The sequence below is a fragment of the Rhodopirellula bahusiensis genome (assembly GCF_002727185.1).
Classification (GTDB): domain Bacteria; phylum Planctomycetota; class Planctomycetia; order Pirellulales; family Pirellulaceae; genus Rhodopirellula; species Rhodopirellula bahusiensis.
Window position 1 is genome coordinate 418,444 of sequence record NZ_NIZW01000002.1, and the last position, 16,914, is coordinate 435,357.

A 16,914-nucleotide genomic window follows, 5' to 3' on the forward strand; every position below is an offset into this window, starting at 1 on the left:
AGTTTCAATCGTCCTGTGGTCCTGTGGTCCTGTGGTCCTGTGGTCCTGTGGTCCTGTGGTCCTGTGGTCCTGTGACCCTTTCCCACTCCCCACCACCTACATCATTTGCATGTAGCAGGCGGCGAACAGGGCCGAGTGAGCGATCAGGCAAACGACGGCCCCGATGGCTCGGGATGAGAACATTCCCAGGATCGAAAGACCGCAACCCAGTCCCGTGACCAGGATTCCTCCGGCCGGGAACAGTCGCCAGCAGGCAATCGAGAAAACCAGCACGATCAATGCTGCGACGACGCTCGATTGCAGCATGCCCGATTCGGGAACCCAGACTTCTTCTTGGAAAACGGGATACGCGGAGGCCAGGGCAGGTCGGTCCGTTCCAGCCGCGAATGGGCTGCCTCGCCGGATTTCAGTGGACTTCGCGGCCGATTGAATTGGCGAGGTCTGCGGTTCAGTTTGCGCCTCGGATGGGGCCTGATCCGAAGGAGTCGACGAAGGGTTCGGTTCACTCATTGAAACGGCAACTTCGGGCTGGAGACCAAGAAGGTTGACATGCAAATATTCGGCTGGAATGCCAGATGCTGGACGGTTAATCCTTGTCCATCTTTCCAAGCCCCAGTTATTCTATACATACCGCACGCCGCCGCCCAATGAGGTCTCTTATCAGCACTATGTCGTCGCCAATCCACTCCCCGTCCCCCTCGTTTCACTGTTCTTTGCGTCGTTCGCGGCGTCCTTCCCGATTCACTCAGTGGGTGGCTGTTCTCAGCCTATCGGTCGCTGCGCTGCCACTGTCTGCGATTTTGCCTGGTTTCGAATCGACCAAATTGGTGAGTGCCGCGGAACCCGCGACCGCGTCCGTGACGACAACCAAACCGGAAGCCTTGCCGCCTGAAATCGCGGAAGCTTCGGAGGAAGCAGCTCAGGCGATGGCGGGCTTCAAAATCCCCGACGGGTGGAAGATTCGACTTTTCGCCGCGGAACCACAAGTCGCCAACATTGTCGCATTTGGAGTCGATTCGCAGGGCCGAGTCTACGTGTGCGAAAGCTATCGCCAGAATCGCGGCGTGACAGACAACCGAGGTCACGACGACGAATGGTTGCTGGCCGATTTGTCAGCGGAAACGGTTCAGGATCGCATCGATTATCACAAAAAGTTGCTCGGTGAAGCCGCGATCACTTACGCGCAACACGACGACCGAATTCGCCGACTGGTCGACACCGATGGTGATGGTGTCGCGGATGAGTCCATTGTTGTCGCCGATGGATTCAACGGATTGGAAGAGGGAACCGGAGCGGGCGTGCTGATCAACGGTTCCGATATTTACTACACCTGCATTCCCAAGTTGTGGAAATTGACCGACGCGGATGACGATGGCGTCGCGGAAGATTCCCAGGTGCTATCGGATGGCTTTGGCGTTCGAGTGGCTTTCCGTGGGCATGACATGCACGGTTTGATCCGCGGCTACGACGGGCGTCTTTACTTTTCGATCGGCGACCGTGGTTACCACGTCACGACCGCCGAGGGAAAGCTGCTGTCCAATCCTGCCGTGGGTGCGGTCTTTCGATGCGAGATGGATGGCAGCCAGTTGGAAGTCTACTGCAATGGTTTGAGAAACCCGCAGGAGTTGGCATTCAACGACATCGGCGACTGGTTCACCGTCGACAACAACTCGGACAGCGGCGACAAAGCTCGTTTGGTTCACTTGTTGGAAGGTGGCGACACGGGATGGCGAATGCACTACCAGTACTTACCCGATCGCGGACCATTCAATCGACTGAAGATCTGGGAGCCACACCATAACGAACAACCGGCTCACTTGGTTCCGCCGATCATCAACTTCACGGACGGTCCATCGGGGCTGGCGTTTTATCCGGGCACCGGGTTTGGCGACCAACTCGACAATCAGTTTCTGATCTGTGACTTCCGAGGTGGCCCGTCCAACAGCGGAATTCGATCGTTCTCGGTCGACCCCGACGGTGCCTTCTACAAAATGGGAGCGGACGACCAACCGATTTGGAACATTTTGGCCACGGACGTTGCGTTCACTCCTTCGGGTGAGCTCTTGGTCAGCGATTGGGTCGACGGTTGGGATGGGCTGGGCAAAGGCCGGCTTTACACGTTGAGTGATCCCGCCCAGCAAGACACGGACATCGTTTCCGAAGTCAAAGAATTGCTCAGTGGCGATATCGCAGCCACCTCGGTCGAGGATCTCACGAAACAATTGCGTCATGTTGATCGACGTGTTCGTCTGAACGCTCAGTGGGAACTCGCCAGTCGTGGTGAGACGAAACCGTTGATGGAAATCGTTTCGGCGACGGACTTGGACGCTCGTTTCCGCCTGCATGGATTTTGGGGATGCGAACACGCGGTGCGTTTGGATGAATCAAAACGTGCGGATGTGTTGGCTGCAAACCGAGAATGGCTGACCGACACCGATCCAATCATTCGCGCGGCGGCATGTGCGTTGGCCGGCGACCAGAACGACGCTGAATCGATTGCCAAGGTCAGCGAATTGCTGTCGGACGAGTCGGCTCGCGTGAAATACTTTGCCGCGATCGCTTTGTCGGAATTGTTCACTGCTCAGGCTGACAAGACGACTCCGAGTCCGCAGGCACTTGGAAGTGTGCTGCAAATTCTTGAGAAGAATGACAACGTCGACCCGGCACTTCGTCACGCTTGCACGTTGTATTTGCGACGAGTGGCAACGGAAGACGTGCTCGCCAGTTTGGCATCGCATGGCAACGTCCCAGTCCGACGTGCGGCGATTGCTGCTCTTCGAGGTCAAGGCAGCGAGAAAGTGACCGCGTTCTTGTCCGATGCAAATGCGTTGGTTTTGGCTGAAGCTGCGTTGGCGATCCACGACCGGCCCATCCCGGCTGGCGTCGACGAGTTGGCTCAGCTGATTTCGGTCGCGGATCTGCCGCTGAATTCTGAGGCGCTGCTGCGTCGCGTTTTGGCCGCCAACTACCGCATCGGCACCGCAGATTCCGCCGCCGCACTGGCCGCCTTTGCCGCGTCGGGTGAGAAACCCACTTGGGCTCGGATCGAAGCGATCGACATGTTGGCAAACTGGACGTCGCCCGATCCGCGAGATCGTGTGACGAACGAGTATCGGCCTTTGGAGAACCGTCCTGAGATCATCGCTCGCGAAGCCCTCGCCAAGCACATCGAAGTCTTGATGATCACCGATCAAAAGGTTCGCGAAAAGGCGATCGATGTCGGGTCGACATTGGGGATCAAGAAGATCGCCCCACAGCTAATCGCTCGATTGCAAGATTCCCAGTCACGTCCAGCGTTGCGAGCGTCCGCGCTCACCGCATTGGCTCGTTTGGAATCGGCTCAAGCCGTGCAGATCGCTCGGACAATTGATTTGGAGCAACCGACCCAGTTGGTCACCTCGGCTCTCTCGGTGTTGGGGAAGCATGATGGACCCGCGTCGGTTGACCGCTTCATCGCCGCGACGGCGACCGAAAGCCAACTTGTCCGCGGGCTCGCTTGGGATTTGTTGGCGGAAGTGGAATCACCGGAGTCCGTCCAGCACATCAAGAAAGGCGTCAACGCTTACCTGGAAAACGATCTTCCCGCCGACGTTCAATTGAACTTGGTCGAAGCCGCGGCAAAGCGTTTGCCTCAGGAATGGAACGCGAAGATTGTGGCTCATCGTGAGAAACTGGCGTCGACCGAACCGCTGGCGAAATGGATGGATTCGTTGCACGGTGGTGACCCTGAAAAGGGAGCCACGTTGTTCTTTGGCAAAACTGAACTCTCGTGCGTGCGTTGCCACAAAGTCGACCGAGCGGGCGGCGAAGTCGGGCCAGCGCTCACGACGATCGGAAAGACTCGTGACCGCCGAACGTTGTTGGAGGCGATCGCACTTCCGGATGCAAAGATTGCGGAAGGGTTCGAGACCGCGGTGATTGCGGACGAGGACGGACAAGTCTTCACCGGGATCGTTGCTGCTGAAACCGACGACGTGATTGATTTGATCGCCGCGGATGGATCACGTAATCGAATCGAGAAGGACTACATCATCGCTCGGAAGAAAGGCAAATCATCGATGCCGGCAGGATTGACGGAGCAGATGACTGCTCGCGAGCTACGTGATTTGGTCGCTTACCTAGCCAGCCTTCAGGTCGATCCGCGAGCCGGCGAAGAAGAAGGTCACGAGTGATAATCGCGATCGATTGAGAGCGTGCACTGTCGCAGCGGCGTCGCACGCGGTCCCTCTTCCAAATGAGTTAGAATCGGCACCGAGGAGCAAGTGTTCCTCGGTGCTTTTCTTTTTCAAACGGAGGTCACGATGAAGACTTGGCTTGGACTGGTCGCGATTTTGGCTGTCACTGCGACGTCTGCAACAGGAACAGAACCGCTGCCACCGGAAGGGTGCTCCCGCGTCAAACTGACATTTGCCTTGCCTCCGAATGCCCCGCCAACAACCAATCAGCCGATGACCAACGTCGGCGGCATGGTTCTTCCCATCGATTCCGTTCGGCCGATTTCAATCTTTGTGGATGGCAAGTTCACGGGGCACGCGATGGGGTCGCCGTACTTTCCCACTCGGCCGGACATCCATCTGAGAGCGGGTGATCACGAGTTTGAGTTCAAGTGCGATGGTTTTGCACCCGTCAAAATCAAACTCACGGTTCTGGGAAACCAATGCACGCAGCATCTGATCGTGAAAATGCTGGAAGAGGCGGAGAAGAAAACGGCTGAGTCACGGAAACCCGCGGGCACTGCAGTCCAGTTCGTCGGCAGTCGCAATGCCCAGATCGAGAATGCAAAGTGAGCCGGAACAAATCGCTCTCTAACGGGCTTCTCGAATGAGCGTCGTCACCACATTGAATTTTGGTGGCCGAACGGAAGAGGCGGTCGAGCACTACCGAGCGGTGCTCGACGCCGACGTTCTGATGCTAATGCGTTTTCGCGAATGTCCGGACCCGTCGTTCTCGAAGCCTGGGTTCGAGGACAAAGTTTTTCACGCGACGATTCGCATTGGAACGACGGAGTTGATGGGCAGCGACGTGGGTTGCGAAGATCCCGATGCGAAGACGCATTTCGCCGGATTCGCATTCGCCGTCCGAGCTGAATCGATCGAGAACGCGGAACGCCACTTCGCTGGATTGAGCGAGCAGGGCCGAGTTCTCTTGCCGCTCGCAGAAACCTTTTTCGCGACGCGATATGGAATCGTGAAAGATCGATTCGGCGTGTCGTGGAAGATCACCGTGGCGGGTGAAGCAGAATAGAACAGAAGCAAAGTAGAACATTTGTCTCAAATGTTCCGACGGGCGGTGTCGTGCGCCGTGCCACGTGAGTCAACGACTCGGCGATAGCGTTTGGGCGGACGCCTCGCTTTGTTCCAAAGCATCGGTTGGGGTGCCATGTGAGACATGGCCTACCGGTGGTTGGCGTCAGGGTTTGTCTTGGAGGGCTCGCTGCAGGGCGTCTTCACGCGAAGTGAGTTTGCCATCGAGTTGGTCTTCGCGAATGGATTGCAGAATGGATTTGAACTCGGGCCCGGGACGCATCCCGTTGGCGATCAAGTCCGCTCCCGTGACGAACGGAGCTGGATTCAGTTCGTTGGGATCGCCGGACAAAGCTCGTGCCGCTCGAGCGACTCCGCGTGACTTGGGTGCCAACGCTCGCGCGGTCGCGACGATGGTTTCCGCATCGTCGTCGATCAAGATCGGTTGCAAACGTGACCACGCCAGCCCATCGCACTGGGTGATCGTTTCGGCGTGAGTCAGTGCGGCTTCGATGGAGCGTCGTTCGGCGACGGAAAGCTTCCAGTCGTCAAAAATCAAACGCAGACTGTGCAGCGTGTCGCCGGGCAGATGAAACAATGCGATCGCCATCGTGACTTCGAAGGATCGATGCTTGGTCGCCTCGGTCGCTTTGGAAAAAGCGGTCCAGTTCATCGTTTGCAGCCCAGGCCAGATCTGCAGGGCCAACCCGGTGTCCACCAGCGTTTCCAGTCCGACGTCGACCGCGGGAGCCGTCATCACGCGACGCATCTCGGCTCCGATGCGTTCACCGCTGACGACGCTGATGTCGCTGGCGTGATTCTGGATCGCCGCGAAGGTTTTGTATTCGATCGCGAAACCGAGCGTCGTCGCGAATCGGACCGCTCGCAACATTCGCAGTTTGTCTTCGTCGAAACGCTGGACGGCCTTGCCGATCGTTCGCAGTCGGCCATTCGCCAGGTCTTCGATGCCGCCGACGTAGTCGATGACTTTGGACTCGAAGAGGTCGTAGAACATCCCGTTGATCGTGAAATCTCGCCGCAACGCGTCGGCTTCCGCGTCCCCGTATGTGACGCTGTCGGGGCGACGTCCGTCGGAATAATTGCCGTCGGCGCGGAAGGTCGCGACTTCCGTCGGCATCAGTTTGCCGCTGGTTTCACTGGACGCCGCGGATCGCTGCGGCAGCACGCCGATGACGCCGAAGGATTCCCCAAACGCCAGCGTGTTTCGCTTGCCAAAGACCTCTCGGACGGATTCGGGAGTCGCATCGGTGGCGACGTCGAAGTCCTTGGGTTTGCGACCAAGCAACGCGTCGCGGACGCAGCCGCCCGCCAAGACGGCGACGAATCCAGCGTCTTTCAGTGCGGTGATGATGCGAACCGCTTCGGCAGCTTCTGGCGAATTCAGGGTTTCAGTCGGGAATTCTGGCATCGTTGGGTGGCGTTTCGAGGGGCGAGGCACGACGATTTCACGCAGCGTCGTGCCGCTAGAGTTTCGAAAAGACGCTACCATACCCAGGCGTTTGATTCTCCCGATCATCGCTCGCCCATTTCATTTTCTCGCACGTTCGATCGCCCTCTTGTCTTCCGATTCCGCCTCTTCGCCTGACCGATTCACCGACGCCGAATTGGTTGCGTTTCTGGACGAACAGCTCGAGCCTTCGCGGTCGTCCGAGATTGAGCAGGCGGTACGGGAGGACGAAAAACTGCGTCAGCGGCTGATTCAGCTGCGAGGCCAAGATGTTGCTGGGTTGCACACAATTGGTGCGATTTGGCGTCGCCAGCAGCTTTCTTGTCCCGACCGTTCGGTACTGCAGGCTTACGTCGCCAATCAATTGGAACCCGAGATGGCGGACTATGTTCTGTTTCACCTGACCGAAATTGGGTGCCGCGTTTGTCGGGCCAATTTCGACGATTTGAACCAGCAACTCGCTCGCGGCCGATCGGCGGAAGAGGCCGCGACACGGCGGCGGCGAATGTTCCAAACCAGTGCCGGTCATTTGCGTCGACACGACTGACCGCTGGGACGTTTGCTGAGCGTGTCGATCCGATGGCACTGCGAGACGTCTTCGCGAGGCCGCAAACGGTGCGAAAACCCCGTGATTTTGCCGGTTTCAGACGCCTTGACTGATTGACCTAACTACGTGTGCCAAATACGCTTTGCGGCCAAACGTTCTTTTGATTTCCAAACCCCACACAGGGATTGACAGCGACGATGGCAAAAAAAGACAAGATGGTTTACTACTTCGGTAAAACCAAGACCGAAGGAAAAGGCGGAAGCAAAGCCATCCTGGGCGGTAAAGGCCTGAACCTGGCCGAAATGACTTCCATCGGACTGCCGGTCCCTCCCGGGTTCACGATCACCACCGAAGTTTGCGATGGCTACTACAAAGCCGGCAAGAAACTTCCCAAGGGATTGATGGACGAAATTCAGGACGCCGTCAAAATCCTGGAAAAGGAACTCGGCAAGAACTTCGGCGACAATGAGAACCCATTGCTCGTCAGCGTCCGCTCCGGTGCCGCCGTCTCGATGCCCGGGATGATGAACACCATTTTGAACCTCGGTTTGAACGACGAAGCCACCGAAGGTTTGGCCAAGGCGACCAAGAACGAGCGTTTCGCTTACGACGCTTATCGCCGCCTGATCAACATGTACGGCGACGTCGTCATGGGACTGCACCACGAGCAGTTCGAAGCTGCGTTTGACAAGGTCAAGAAAAAACACAAGGTCACCGAAGACACCGAAGTTCCCGCCGAAGGTTTGCGTGAACTTTGCGAAGCTTACAAAGCGGTCTACAAGAAGGGCACCGGCGAAGACTTCCCTCAAGACCCCATCAAGCAACTTCAGTTGGCCATCGAAGCCGTCTTCGGCTCATGGAACGCTGACCGTGCGATCAGCTATCGCCGCATCGAATCGGCCAAGGGCAACACCGAGATCAACAACTTGATCGGTACCGCAGTCAACGTCCAAGCCATGGTTTATGGCAACATGGGCGACGACTCGGGAACGGGCGTTGGTTTCACCCGCGACCCCAACACTGGACAAAACAAGTTCTACGGTGAGTTCCTGATCAACGCTCAGGGCGAAGACGTTGTCGCTGGTATCCGTACCCCACAACCTGTCGCTCAAATGGCGAAGTGGGACAAAGCGGCTCACAAAGAGCTGATGGAAATCAAGAAGAAGCTTGAGGACCACTACACCGACATGCAGGACATCGAGTTCACGATCGAGCGTGGCAAGTTGTTCATGCTGCAAACTCGAAACGGCAAACGAAACGGCATCGCGGCCGTGAAGATCGCTTGCGACATGGTCAAAGAAGGTTTGATCACCGAGAAGGAAGCTGTCCTTCGCGTTCCTGCATCGGACCTGACTCACTGCTTGTTGCCATCGTTCAAACCCACCGCTCGCAACGCGGCCGACGTGTTGTGCCGTGGTCTCAACGCATCGCCAGGTGCCGCGGTTGGTAAGTTGGCCTTCACCGCGACGGAAGCTCGTGAGCGTTTCGAAGCTGGCGAAAGCGTCATCCTCGTTCGCCGCGAAACCAGTCCCGAAGATGTCGAAGGCATGTCGGCTGCGGTTGGTATCTTGACCAGCACCGGTGGAGCAACCAGCCACGCTGCTGTGGTTGCTCGCGGTTGGGGCAAGTGCTGCGTCGCTGGTGCCAGCGAAGTCGAAATCAACGAAAAGGGCAAGACGATCACGGTTGGCGGACGCAAGTTCACCGCCAAGGACACGATCAGCCTGGACGGCACGACCGGCGAAGTGATGGCCGGCGAAGTCGAAACCCAAGAGCCCAAGTTGTCCGGCGATTTCGCCAAGTTGATGAAGTGGGCCGACGAGTACCGTCGTCTTTCGATCCGCACCAACGCGGATTCGCCCGCCGACAGCAAACGTGCTCGTGACTTCGGTGCTGAAGGCATCGGACTGTGCCGCACCGAGCACATGTTCTTCGAAGCCGATCGCATCATCCACATGCGTGCAATGATTTTGGCTGAAGACGAAGATGCACGTCGTGCCGCACTGAAGAAGTTGTTGCCATTCCAACGCAAAGACTTCGAAGGCATCTTCAAAGCGATGAAGGGTTGCCCAGTGACCGTTCGTTTGCTGGATCCACCATTGCACGAGTTCTTGCCTCACGAAGCAGCTGCTCAAAAGCAAATGGCAGAAGAGTTGGGCGTCAAACCCGCGGAAATCAAAAAGCGTGGTGCGGCTCTGCACGAGTCCAACCCCATGCTCGGTCACCGCGGTTGCCGTCTCAGCGTGACGTACCCCGAAATCCTGGAAATGCAGGTTCAAGCGATCGTCGAAGCAGCTATTAGCTGTGCCAAGAAGAAGATCGACGCTCAGCCTGAGATCATGATCCCGTTGGTCGGTACCGCCGCTGAACTTCGTATCTTGCGTGAAAAGGTCGAAGAAACGATCGAAGCCACCAAGACCGCCAAGAAGTTCGAAGGCGAGCTGAACATCTTGATCGGTACCATGATCGAGATTCCTCGTGCCTGTTTGACCGCAGACGAAGTTGCCGAGCACGCCGACTTCTTCAGCTTCGGCACAAACGACTTGACCCAAATGACGTTCGGTTACTCCCGCGATGACGTCGGCGGATTCCTGCCCGATTACATTGAGGCAAAGATCGTTCCGGTTGACCCTTTCCAATCGCTGGACACCAGCGGTGTTGGTCAGTTGGTTGAAATGGGCGTCACCAAGGGCCGTAGCATCAAGAAGAAGCTGAAGGTTGGTATCTGTGGCGAACACGGTGGTGACCCAGCCTCGATCGATTTCTGCAACTCGGTTGGACTGGACTATGTTTCGTGCAGCCCATTCCGCGTGCCAATCGCACGTTTGGCCGCAGCACAAGCTGAATTGAAGTCGTAGTGAATCGAGCCGAATTGGCACCATTCAACGAATGATTGATGGGCCGCGAGACCGGAGAAGCCCTCCGCCTCGCGGCCTTTTTTTTGTGCGTGGGCAGCAGGCCAGGTCATGACTTGGGATCGACGCCGATGCTTTGGAGCAAAGCGAGTCGTGACATTGAAACACAAGACGGCAATCACTCGTCTGGTCACCATTGCCAGGTGGAACCTGGCCTACTGGCTTCGTTACCGTAGAATTTAGACGGCGACAAAGCACGGACGCCTTCCAACAACTCTCCATCCCAACCAGTCTGCCACATGCCACGCCGCCGAGTCCTGCTGATGGCCAGTTCGATGCGTGGCGGCGGAAGCGAACTGCAAACCGCGATGCTGGCTCGGCATCTTGAACGCGAACGATTCGACGTGCACTTGTATCTGACCCAGGCCGTCGGCGATTTGCTCGCGACGATCCCGGGCGACGTCGAAATTCATCATCCGCCCGAGTCATTTCCGACCCGGTGGACGGATCGAATTCCCGGTGGACTGCTCAAGCGACAAGCGGAATGGTTCCGGGATCTGGTCCAGCGAACGGACACTGACGTGATCTATGACCGGACCTTTCACATGACGCTGATCGCCGGCCATCCGGTGCTCGAACGCGGATCATCGTCACGTCGTTGCCCACGAGTTTCAACGATTGTCAGCCCGCCCGAGGTTGCATTGCCGTTGGTCGAAAAACGATTCGTCTGGTTGAAGCGTCGGCGTCTGGCGGAAGCCTATCGGCGGAGTGCCGCGGTGGTCACCGTCAGCGAAGTGGCTCGCCAGTCCGCGATTCACTACTACGGGTTGCCGGAATCGCTGGTGCAAACGATCCGCAATCCGATCGATGCCGATGCGATTCGGCACGCGGCGGGATCGGATTCAATCGACCGCGAACCGGACGAATGCCTGCGATTGGTCGTTGTTGGCCGGATGACGGAGGAGAAGGGGCACGCAACGTTGCTGGATGCGATCGCATCGTTGATGAAAAATTGGCCTGAGAGCGTACCTCCACTTCACTTTCGATTCATCGGCGACGGCCCACTTCGCGGAGGTTTGGAGTCTCGGTGGAAAGACATGGTGTTGGCGGCAGGACCCAAGGACACAATTCACCGAGTCGAATTTGCCGGAGCGATTCAGCCGGCTCATTCCGAAATCGCTGGGGCGGATGGGCTGGTGCTGCCGTCTCATTTTGAGGGACTGCCCAATGTTGTGCTGGAGGCGTTCGCGTTGCAGACCCCCGTCGTGGCGACGCGGGCGGGAGGAACTGTCGAGCTGCGGGGGTCGGAGGAGCGTCCCACGTGTCATTGGGCCGAACCTGGAGATTCCGGCTCACTGGCAAAAGCCATCCGCGAATTCGCAGAGCAGGCTGAGCAGCGAAGGTTGCACGTTCTCAACGCCAGTCAGTTTGTGCGTGAAAACCACGATCTGAGTACCGCAGTGGAACGAGTCAGCGAGCTGCTAATGCGAGCTGGAGCGTAGCTCGGCTTTGCTTTCGCTGGGAGCGATGTGCTTGAGATGACGGCGTTGTGCATCTCGCGTTGCGATCGTTCCACGCCGATGCCGATTCGCCACGCTGGTCGGTTTCAGTCTGTGGCGGGGTATGAACGTCGTCGAATAGCCGTGCGTACCCTCACAATCGCTACACTTTCCTCTGATTTAGTGGGTGTCGTCAATTGAAACGCGTTTCAGGCAATTTTGTTGACACTCATTTTTGGGCGTAACTATACTTTGGAATGAAATTCCCGACCTCTTTTCTCCATCCGGAACCGACCACCCATGACCCTACTCGGGAAATCCTTTTCGGTCATAATCCTGCTATTAAGCGGGGTTTTTATGGTAATGGCACTCGCCGTCAATGCGTCCCACCGCAACTGGCGTGATGTCGTGCTCGGACCTACGGGTTTGAAGGCCCAGATCGAAACCATCGCACGCACCAACGAACAACTTCGTGATTCAAGAGCACGCACGCAAGCGTCCTTGGATCGCGAACAAGCCGCTCGTCGGACCGCCTTGGCAGCCCTGCAAACCCAACTGGATCAGTTGGAATCGCAGTTGCGTGAGAGCGAGTCGACCGTGCAGCAGTTGCAGGCGAAAAGCACTGAACTGGCCCAGATCGACCGTGCTCGTGCGGAAGAGTTAGAAAAAATCACAGCGGACAATACTCGATTGCGAGAGCAAATCCGCACCGAGCAACAAGACCGCGACACCTTGTTCGCACGCACGTTGGAATTGACTGACCAAATGAACAGCCTTCGCGGCGTGGTTCAGTTGCAACAAGATCGCAACGACCAGCTGCACGGCCAAGTGACGCGATACAAAGAAGTCGTCGACGCCGCTGGGTTGAACATGAACGACCCACTCGATGGTGCTCCGCCGGAACGCAACGGCACCGTCTTGGTCGTCAACCGTCCTCGCAAGTTGGTCGAAGTTTCGATCGGCTATGACGATGGGCTTCGCAACGGTCACTTCTTGGAAGTCACCCGAGGTGGCCGCTATGTGACTCGTTTGAAAGTGCGTGATACGGAACCGGATCGTGCGGTTGCTGAAATCATGCGTGACTACAGTGAAGGCGTAGTGGAGGAGGGCGATCGTGTCGACACTTCCATCGAATGATGCACCCACAGGCAAACAACCACCAAGTGTTTACACGGTGATGTTGTTGCTGGCGATGTTGTTCATGTTGATCGCGGTCATCGCGATGTTCGTTGAACTGAATCGCTGGGGACCCGACTATTACAAAACCAACACGGCTCGTCCGACCGTGATGCTGACGACGAGCAGCCCCTTCATCGGCTGATTCGTTTTCGCAACGAACAATTCATCTCACCCAGGCCTCGTGCTTGGGTGTTTTCGTTTACGGTCAGGCCAGTCGCTTGGCATTCGCCATGGTTACCACGTTTGACCGCTGCTATCGCCAGAACCGCTGATCAGACTTTGCTCGCTCGTTCGAGCAAACCTAGTTCGACTGGTTCGGGTCGACACCCGTCGGATCTGGCGAACCCGTGATGGCTTCCAGCAACCGGTGAGTCAACTCGGGTGACTTCTTGTTCTTGGGTCGCGACGCGTCGGTGGGCCAGTGAGTGACCGCCGCCACGCCACCGATCGACGCATCTTCCAGTCGAATGGTACCACCGCAAGAGAGCACCAATTTGCGGACCATGGCCAAACCCATCCCGCCTTTAACGCTGTTGCGGCCTTTGCCAAGCGTCTCGAACATCCGAAACACGCGTTCGCGGTGTTCCTCTGCGACGCCGCCACCATCATCTTCGACGATGACTTGGGCGGTACCATCTTCCGCGAGTCCGCCGCGAACGATGATCTTTCCCGTCGGGCCAGGGTGATGTTTGATGGCGTTGTCGATGAGGTTCACCATCACTCGCATCACCGGCGAAGAATTCCCGATGATGGTCGGCAGGTCGGAGTCCAGCCGCACTTCAAAGTTTTCAGGTGCTTCGACGAACGCGATGGCTTCGGAAACGATTTGATTCAGATCAACAGGTTCGGTCGATGTGTAGCTTTGATCGATCCTCGCGTAGGCAAGCAAACCGTCCAGCAACGCTTGCATGCGTTCGATCTGTTTGCCCATCGTCGAGCAGTGTTCCAGCACCGACTCGGGCACTTCCATCCCGGCTTCCTCGATGTCATCGCGAATCCAAGTGGCCAGGTTCTGCAAGCCTCGAAGTGGTGAACGGAGGTCGTGAGACGCAACGTAAGCGAATTGCTCCAGTTCTTGATTGCTTCGCTGCAAGGATTCGTTGACTTCGATGCTGCTTTCCAACGCCGCATCGAGTGCTTGCTCGATTTCAATTCGCCGGGTGATGTCTTGGTGGGTCCCGATCATTCGGACCAAGTCGCCGTCATCGTCGTAGATGAAATCGCCAATCGATTCGATCCAGCGATACTCGCCGTCAGAATGCTGCAGGCGGAAGACGTTGAAGTAATCCTGCGGAGTCCCGCTGGTCACCGTCGACAGCTGAGTCAATGCTCGCTCGTAATCATCCGGGTGCAGCCGATCTTTCCAGCTTTGAAGAGTCCACGTGTAATCCGGTGGAAGCCCGAGTTGATTCAGGAGCTCTTCGGACACTTCGACGTGGGTCGATTTGACATCGAACACCCAATAGCCAAGCTTCGCGGTTCGTGTGGCGATGCGAAACCGTAGGTTGGTTTCTATCAGTTGTTTTTCAATGTCCGTCGTCATGTTGGAAAATGTATCACAACCCCGAGGTCAACGGGGCCACATCGGTACAGATAGTCGGTTCTGGCGGGCCGATTCGAATCTGCTAATCTGACGAGAATGAACACACCTTCGAATGAGCCTGACTTGGCATTTGACATCGACGCCCTCTTCAACCACCTCGTGGAGGAATTGGAAGTCGATTTGTCAGTCCCGATGGATTGGACTTTCACTTTGCGTGGGGTCGAAATGGGGCAACTCAAATCGATCGCTGAAACCCTGGATGACTATCAGTGCGAGCTGGAAGAATCCGTGGAGGAGATTGACGAGAAAGGCCGTTTGTCACTGGGCCGACCGATGTTGAGCGTGGTCAAAACCGGGGCTTTGATGCCCAGCGAAGTGAAAAAAATCGCTGATCAAATGAGCCAAATCGCCGAACGCACCGGCATCGAATATGAAGGTGTGGAGGTGTTCGATGCGATTGATGACGACGAGCTGTTCGATTGGCTGAGTTTAGACGAAGCGGTGTGGCGACTTCGGCACTTCAGCGACAGCGGATTGAATCCCGGAGAAGAACTGCCTTGGGTGTTTTTGTTGATGGGCGATTCACTGGAGCAAATGCAGAAGCTCGCGGAAGCTTTGGTCACGGGCGGTTTTGAGAACAGCCAGTCGGATGAAGACCCGGATGAAGAAGGCCGGTACGGCGTGTTCGTGTTCCAGGAAGGCAGCAACGACGAAGAACGCTTGGTCGCCGCTCACCGACAAATCGTGAAAATCGCGAAGGATCACGAAGCCACGTTCGAAGGCATTCAGTTCCTGTCGGAAGAAGACTTCGTCGACGTCACCCTCGATCTGGATGTCTGACCGAAGACCGGTGGGCGTCGTGGTCGGATGTCGCGTCTCGCGATTGCGAACGCGCATAAAAAAACGTGCGAGGATAGAAATCCTCGCACGTCTCGATTCGCTTTCGCCGAGCAGTCTCCGACTTGGAACCCCGGACAGTTATCAAACCGGAGTCCACCCGGCAGAACCTACCGCCTATCAGGAACAGAAGTTCCTGCCGAGTTCAGCTTAGAAGTCGATGACACAGCCCAAGTCGATGCCGTGGGTGTACAAGGAACTGTCCTTGCGTTCCGAGGCTGGTTGAGCCAAGGCTGCTGGTGGTGTTGTGATTGCGTCACCATTGTAAACATTGTTGATGTTGTCGCCGGCCAGCAAAACGTCATCCCAGTAGATGAAGCTGTAGCCAACGGACATCGAAACGTTGGGACGGAACTGGTAAGCCAGCTTCACGTTTGCTTCGGGTGCGAAGGTGAACTTGTCTTCGTCCAGTGCCGTCGTGTTGAACGTGTCGCCCATAGCGAGCACACCGCCATTGGTCGAATCGGTTGGAACGCCACCGGTGGTGAACGTTCGCACGCCCGAGCCACGGTAGATTTGTTCCATGTTGCCCAAGTGAACCTTGGTCAACGTTTTGAAAGACCACTTGCCACGGTTGATCTGACTTTCGAAACCGATTTGACCACCGAAGAATCGGTTCTCGGTTTCGATCAAGTCACTGATGTCAGTTTGGTCGCCGATGAGGCCACCGATGGCAGCCGTTGTTTGGATGCTGGTGCTGTTGACACTCAACGTGTCGTCGATACCGAAGTGCGAGAAACCACCGATCAGATCGGTGCGGAATCCTGAACCGCTGAGCATTTTCATGCGAGCGTAGGCTTCCGCAGCATAGATATCGAGCGAGCTCTCGGCTGTGAACGAGCCTTCGAAGTCATCGCTACCGGCGACTCCGGTGTTCGCAATCAGAATACTGTTTTCCGACGGGATGTTGGTGTCGTAGAACGGGCGACCAAACGAGTTGGCTGTACCGTCAACGATTCCACCCGAGCTGGCGTCTTCGCTGCTCTCACTGAGCCACCAGAAGCGGCCGCCGACGCCGAAGTCGTCACTCAGGTTTTTTCCGAAGTCGAGACGGAATCCGGCCGACAAGTCGCCACCGATCGCTTCGTCACCACCGAACACGCTGGTTGTTCCAGCGATATCACGTTCAGGAGCCGCACCAGCCGCGTTTTGAGTGATCAACGGCGTGGTCGAGCGAGCTTGGGTGAACCAAAGCAAAGCTTCTGCCGTCATCCACATGTCGGTCTTTTGCAGCATTTTGCGACGAGGTCGCTTGCTGCATTCGCCACAGCTTCCGCCGCAAGCCGATCCGCAACTGCTGGCCATTTCATAGCTGCTGTTGCCGCAATCGCCAGTGCTGCATCCGCTGCCGGTGCTCATCGCATAGGGATCATTCATCATTGGGGCAGGCGTTGGAACGCTGCTTCCTTGATGATCGCCCACGAAGGCCACTGGCTGAAGCGATTGAGCTTCGTCGCCGTAGAACGATGCCGCCATGTTGTCCGCGGAATAGTCGACATCGTCATAAACGATCTCGCCTTCTTCTGCGGTCACAGGTGCAGCACCGGTGTAGTACTGATTGATGTTCGAGTTGCCTTGATCCGCCGCCGAGGCGGATCCTGCTGACAGCATGGCTGCCAAAGCGAGCAACTTCCATTTCGTCGTTTTTTTCGTTTCCATTGGTACTCTCGTGTAGTCCGGGAA

The 16,914-nt window shown here is 56.8% G+C and carries 13 protein-coding genes; 9 read left to right on the forward strand and 4 right to left on the reverse strand.

Annotation, left to right across the window (positions count from 1 at the left end; all coding sequences use genetic code 11):
• Window positions 1-96 precede the first annotated feature (96 nt).
• Window positions 97-510: a hypothetical protein gene (locus tag CEE69_RS04270; RefSeq protein ID WP_099259477.1), complete on the reverse strand. Its 414-nt coding sequence runs from the start codon at window positions 508-510 to the stop codon at window positions 97-99.
• Between the two features lie 158 nt (window positions 511-668).
• Here CEE69_RS04270 and CEE69_RS04275 point away from each other — a divergent pair, with 158 nt between their 5' ends.
• The 3 genes from CEE69_RS04275 to CEE69_RS04285 all read left to right on the forward strand — a co-directional run bounded on the left by CEE69_RS04275 (window position 669) and on the right by CEE69_RS04285 (window position 5,244).
• Complete coding sequence (locus tag CEE69_RS04275) at window positions 669-4,172, forward strand: DUF7133 domain-containing protein (protein ID WP_099259478.1); 3,504 nt, start codon at window positions 669-671, stop codon at window positions 4,170-4,172.
• Window positions 4,173-4,301: 129 nt separating this feature from the next.
• Entirely contained in the window at window positions 4,302-4,787 is a 486-nt protein-coding gene (locus CEE69_RS04280; protein ID WP_233214671.1) for a hypothetical protein, read from the forward strand.
• Window positions 4,788-4,821: 34 nt separating this feature from the next.
• Window positions 4,822-5,244 carry a VOC family protein gene (locus tag CEE69_RS04285; protein WP_099259479.1) on the forward strand — a complete coding sequence of 141 codons (423 nt, stop codon included), beginning with the start codon at window positions 4,822-4,824 and terminating at the stop codon, window positions 5,242-5,244.
• 165 nt (window positions 5,245-5,409) lie between these two features.
• On the opposite strand, the gene CEE69_RS04290 is transcribed toward CEE69_RS04285, so the two are convergent.
• Window positions 5,410-6,672, reverse strand: coding sequence for a CCA tRNA nucleotidyltransferase (locus CEE69_RS04290; protein ID WP_099259480.1), 1,263 nt, complete (start codon window positions 6,670-6,672; stop codon window positions 5,410-5,412).
• 148 nt (window positions 6,673-6,820) lie between these two features.
• On the opposite strand from CEE69_RS04290, the gene CEE69_RS04295 reads away from it, so the two are divergent.
• The 5 genes from CEE69_RS04295 (at window position 6,821) to CEE69_RS04320 (ending at window position 12,933) form a co-directional block, all read left to right on the forward strand.
• Window positions 6,821-7,258: a hypothetical protein gene (locus tag CEE69_RS04295; protein ID WP_233214673.1), complete on the forward strand. Its 438-nt coding sequence runs from the start codon at window positions 6,821-6,823 to the stop codon at window positions 7,256-7,258.
• A 197-nt stretch (window positions 7,259-7,455) separates the two neighbouring features.
• Window positions 7,456-10,116 carry a pyruvate, phosphate dikinase gene (gene ppdK, locus CEE69_RS04300; protein WP_099259481.1) on the forward strand — a complete coding sequence of 887 codons (2,661 nt, stop codon included), beginning with the start codon at window positions 7,456-7,458 and terminating at the stop codon, window positions 10,114-10,116.
• A 296-nt stretch (window positions 10,117-10,412) separates the two neighbouring features.
• On the forward strand, window positions 10,413-11,615 hold the full coding sequence (locus tag CEE69_RS04310) for a glycosyltransferase (RefSeq protein ID WP_099259483.1): 1,203 nt from the start codon (window positions 10,413-10,415) through the stop codon (window positions 11,613-11,615).
• A 354-nt stretch (window positions 11,616-11,969) separates the two neighbouring features.
• The gene (locus tag CEE69_RS04315) at window positions 11,970-12,749 is read left to right on the forward strand and encodes a hypothetical protein (protein ID WP_199169785.1); all 780 of its coding nucleotides are present in this window, start codon (window positions 11,970-11,972) and stop codon (window positions 12,747-12,749) included.
• Window positions 12,727-12,933 (forward strand): hypothetical protein, encoded by a 207-nt coding sequence (locus tag CEE69_RS04320; RefSeq protein ID WP_099259485.1) that lies wholly within the window; start codon window positions 12,727-12,729, stop codon window positions 12,931-12,933. The genes CEE69_RS04315 and CEE69_RS04320 overlap by 23 nt, the downstream gene beginning before the upstream one ends.
• A 159-nt stretch (window positions 12,934-13,092) precedes the next feature.
• Here the strand turns inward: CEE69_RS04320 and CEE69_RS04325 are convergent, their stop codons facing one another.
• Complete coding sequence (locus CEE69_RS04325; protein WP_099259486.1) at window positions 13,093-14,334, reverse strand: sensor histidine kinase; 1,242 nt, start codon at window positions 14,332-14,334, stop codon at window positions 13,093-13,095.
• A 96-nt stretch (window positions 14,335-14,430) separates the two neighbouring features.
• Here CEE69_RS04325 and CEE69_RS04330 point away from each other — a divergent pair, with 96 nt between their 5' ends.
• A complete protein-coding gene (locus tag CEE69_RS04330) occupies window positions 14,431-15,174 on the forward strand; it encodes a ribonuclease E inhibitor RraB (protein ID WP_099259487.1) in 744 nt (247 codons plus the stop codon).
• Window positions 15,175-15,381: 207 nt separating this feature from the next.
• Here the strand turns inward: CEE69_RS04330 and CEE69_RS04335 are convergent, their stop codons facing one another.
• Window positions 15,382-16,890 carry a BBP7 family outer membrane beta-barrel protein gene (locus CEE69_RS04335; protein ID WP_099259488.1) on the reverse strand — a complete coding sequence of 503 codons (1,509 nt, stop codon included), beginning with the start codon at window positions 16,888-16,890 and terminating at the stop codon, window positions 15,382-15,384.
• Window positions 16,891-16,914: the final 24 nt, after the last annotated feature.

Bases quoted from the DNA above. Each gene is read 5' to 3' on its own strand.
- CEE69_RS04270 (WP_099259477.1), bottom strand. From the start codon at position 510: ATGAGTGAACCGAACCCTTCGTCGACTCCTTCGGATCAGGCCCCATCC.
- CEE69_RS04315 (WP_199169785.1), top strand. From the start codon at position 11,970: ATGGTAATGGCACTCGCCGTCAATGCGTCCCACCGCAACTGGCGTGAT.
- CEE69_RS04285 (WP_099259479.1), top strand. From the start codon at position 4,822: ATGAGCGTCGTCACCACATTGAATTTTGGTGGCCGAACGGAAGAGGCG.
- CEE69_RS04310 (WP_099259483.1), top strand. From the start codon at position 10,413: ATGCCACGCCGCCGAGTCCTGCTGATGGCCAGTTCGATGCGTGGCGGC.
- CEE69_RS04330 (WP_099259487.1), top strand. From the start codon at position 14,431: ATGAACACACCTTCGAATGAGCCTGACTTGGCATTTGACATCGACGCC.
- ppdK (WP_099259481.1), top strand. From the start codon at position 7,456: ATGGCAAAAAAAGACAAGATGGTTTACTACTTCGGTAAAACCAAGACC.
- CEE69_RS04325 (WP_099259486.1), bottom strand. From the start codon at position 14,334: ATGACGACGGACATTGAAAAACAACTGATAGAAACCAACCTACGGTTT.
- CEE69_RS04290 (WP_099259480.1), bottom strand. From the start codon at position 6,672: ATGCCAGAATTCCCGACTGAAACCCTGAATTCGCCAGAAGCTGCCGAA.
- CEE69_RS04275 (WP_099259478.1), top strand. From the start codon at position 669: ATGTCGTCGCCAATCCACTCCCCGTCCCCCTCGTTTCACTGTTCTTTG.
- CEE69_RS04335 (WP_099259488.1), bottom strand. From the start codon at position 16,890: ATGGAAACGAAAAAAACGACGAAATGGAAGTTGCTCGCTTTGGCAGCC.
- CEE69_RS04280 (WP_233214671.1), top strand. From the start codon at position 4,302: ATGAAGACTTGGCTTGGACTGGTCGCGATTTTGGCTGTCACTGCGACG.